This window comes from Burkholderia sp. Bp9012, assembly GCF_003853825.1.
GTDB lineage: Bacteria > Pseudomonadota > Gammaproteobacteria > Burkholderiales > Burkholderiaceae > Burkholderia > Burkholderia diffusa.
Genome location: NZ_QTQA01000061.1, coordinates 1 through 3,215 on the forward strand (window position 1 = coordinate 1; position 3,215 = coordinate 3,215).

Annotated in this window: 3 protein-coding genes; all 3 read left to right on the top strand. The window is 56.0% G+C overall.

Features of this window, described 5'->3' with window-relative positions:
• Positions 1-641: 641 nt before the first annotated feature.
• The 3 genes from DIE11_RS35815 to DIE11_RS35825 all read left to right on the top strand — a co-directional run bounded on the left by DIE11_RS35815 (position 642) and on the right by DIE11_RS35825 (position 3,044).
• Positions 642-1,424: a transporter substrate-binding domain-containing protein gene (locus DIE11_RS35815; protein WP_124489747.1), complete on the top strand. Its 783-nt coding sequence runs from the start codon at positions 642-644 to the stop codon at positions 1,422-1,424.
• Positions 1,425-1,496: 72 nt separating this feature from the next.
• Complete coding sequence (locus DIE11_RS35820; RefSeq protein WP_124489748.1) at positions 1,497-2,270, top strand: inositol monophosphatase family protein; 774 nt, start codon at positions 1,497-1,499, stop codon at positions 2,268-2,270.
• Between the two features lie 96 nt (positions 2,271-2,366).
• Complete coding sequence (locus tag DIE11_RS35825) at positions 2,367-3,044, top strand: MgtC/SapB family protein (RefSeq protein ID WP_124489749.1); 678 nt, start codon at positions 2,367-2,369, stop codon at positions 3,042-3,044.
• Positions 3,045-3,215 lie beyond the last annotated feature (171 nt).

Below are 3,215 nucleotides of genomic sequence, written 5' to 3' on the forward strand. Positions count from 1 at the left end.
GCAAAAGGCTGACTGTACTGAAAGGTGGCTCAGATTTACTTCGCGCGAAGTGGCTCATTATTACTTTGCGCCCAACACCGCGCCCCTGAGACCCGAGCCTGAACGGATTGATCTGCGATAACACCCACCTCCAACCGGTGAATTGCATCGCCGCTCAATTCAAACGATCGCACATCTCTATCCACGACCTCAGATAGATTCGAGCAAGTCCAATCTAGGTCAACACTGCCTCGCTTGCAAAAATCGGGCTGACGATAGATTTTGTTTGGAGCGGGCAGTGGGAACGACATCTGAGCCGAGTTCCGGTAGACCTAGCCACTGATGGGCTGAGTTTGCTTACCGTGCTCATCCGCCGACAGCACCGGTTCGGGCGTGCCGCCACCCAATGTCAAAAGCGATGTAGGCCGGGCGTCGATTTCGTCTGTGGAATTGCGAAACTTTTTGACGCACTTGCCCTGTGAAGATTAAAAGTCTAGAGTGGACTTCGGCGTCTTAGTGTGGTGCTCGCATGAAGGGAGCGCGCGACGTCGATTCGACGGTGAATGACGACTCGTGCGTGCAGATCTTCAATCGGGAGATTCACGCGAACTAGCTAGCCGATCCGTCCTATTTTTCGCGATGACTACGGGAGCAGTGACGAAATGAATCGCTTTGTCCAAGCAGTCGCGATTCTCGCGACAGTGATGTGCGCGGGCGCGCACGCAGATACCACCCAGGTTGTCAAATTCGGTACTGAGCCGAACTATTTCCCGTTCGAATACAAGACGCCAGAGGGAAAGTTAGCCGGTTTCGACTATGACATCGGAACCGCGCTATGTGCTGCAGCTCAAGTCCAGTGTACGTGGGTAGAGGTACCGTTTGATGGACTGATTCCTGCGCTCGAAGCGCGAAAGTTCGACATCATCAACTCGGACTTCAGTGCGACTGAGGCTCGCGCACGTGTAATCAGCTTCTCCGACATGTTGTATGACGTCGCTCGGCGTCTTGTGGCGAAGAAGGGGACCAATCTGCAGCCGACGGTGGCTTCGCTATCGGGCAAGACGATTGGCGTCGTCCAGGGCACGATCGAGGAAGTTTTTGTTCGCAAGAACTGGGTTCCAGGCGGCGTCAACATCGCCACCTATCAAACCGCGGACCAGGCATACGCAGATCTGGCAAACGGTCGGATCGACGCGACCTTCCAGAACGTGATGGCGGCAAAGAAGGGGTTTCTGAGCAAGCCTCAAGGCGCTGGCTTCGATTACTCTGGTGGTCCGATTATCGACAGACAAACGCTCGGCGTGGGCGTGGCACTTGGCTTCCGCAAGGATGACAGTGGATTGCGCGAGCGCTTCAATACCGCCCTTGCGAAGATCAAGGCCGACGGTACTCTGGATGGCTTGATCGCAAAGTACTTCCCACAGGGCTTCATCACGTTGAAGTAGAGCCGAGTAGGGTCGGGCTCGTGTGCGGGCCTGATAACCTAGCTGATTTTGTTTCACTCCTAGATCGCTCCTATGGATTCCAAGCTCTTTCAAGATACCGTCGCACTTGCCGAGCGGCTTGCCGACGTCGCGCGTGCGACCTCGATGAAGTACTTCCGGACCCCGCTATCGATCGAATCGAAGGATGATCAATCGCCAGTAACCCTCGCCGATCGAGAGGTCGAACAGCAGATGCGGGAGTTGATCACTTCGACCTTTCCGGGCCACGCAATCTGTGGTGAGGAGTTCGGCTCCACCCAGTCCGCCGAATACACGTGGCTCCTCGATCCGATAGATGGAACTAAACCCTTTGTGCTCGGTTTTCCAATATTCGGCTCGCTGATCTGTCTGATGGATCAGGACCGACCGACAATCGGCATTATCGAAATCCCGGCAACGAATGAGCGCTGGATTGGTACTCCCGATGGCGCGGCGCTGAATGGCCGGAAGGTGCGGACTGGTTCGTGCAGGATGTTGTCGGACGCCAAGCTTGCGGGCACGTCACCCTATGACTTCAGCGAAGAAGACTGTCCGAAATTGCATCGACTCATTTTGCAGTCCGCGATGCACCGATTTGGTGGTGGCTGCTACTCGTTCGGGCTTTTGGCAAACGGCGGAGTCGATCTGGTGATCGAAGCAGGGCTTGAGCCGTGGGACTACATGGCACTTGTGCCTGTCGTTGAAGGCGCCGGCGGCGTAATCACTGACTGGAGCGGTCAGCAGCTGGGCATGTTGTCGGACGGACGCGTAGTGGCCTCATGTACGCCGGAACTTCACGATGAGGTGTTGCGTAGCCTACGAACCTGATCGCGTCAGCCAGGGTGCCTACCGCTAGCGGGGAAAGAAACGAGTGACGGTGGCGATCAGGCGGCTAATCAATCAAACCCACCATGGAGAAAATAGATGATAACAAACGGCGAATTGCTGTTGCGACTCGCACTGGCTGCGATCCTAGGGGCGGCCGTCGGTATTGAGCGAGAGAGAATGAGTTGGGCTGCGGGCTTACGCACACACATGCTGGTTTGTGTCGGCTCCTCACTGATCATGCTCGTATCCGCATACGGATTCAACGACGTCGCCGCTCAACAACACATTTCACTTGATCCATCGCGAGTGGCGGCGCAGGTGGTTTCCGGTATCGGCTTCCTTGGTGCTGGCGCCATCTTGCTGCGGGGAGAGGTTGTGCGAGGTTTGACAACGGCGGCTAGTGTTTGGTGCGTTGCGGGAGTAGGCCTTGCGGTAGGTGGCGGCATGTACGTCGGTTCGATAGGCGGCACAGTAATCATTTTGTTGATTCTCGCGGGAGTGAAGCCACTAGAAAAGCGCTTTGTTGTGCCGAAGCGGTTTCACAATCTCGATCTGCTCACCGTGAGAGGTGCGTTGTCGCTCAACACGTTGTATGACATGCCAAATTTGCAGAGCGTCCGTGTGAAGCAGTTCGTGTCTCGGGTCGCGGAGCACGATCCTACGCTGGATCAAGTATCGATCGCGTTTTCCAAGATTACGGACGACCAGTGCGACGCAATCGTTCGCGCGTTGGAAGGCTTTCCTGGAGTCTGCCGATGCCTTCGCTCCGCCTGACAGTCGAGTAGAGGGCCCGTGTATTCACGGTAATTCAATCGCAGCCGGACGAGTGTTCCAATTGGATTGAACTTGGCGAGCGGTGCCGTTACACTGGACCGGCCAGAGTTTCATAGACACTCACGAGCCGTTTAGCGCGTAGCGCCGCTCAAACTCTACAGGTGACAGGTC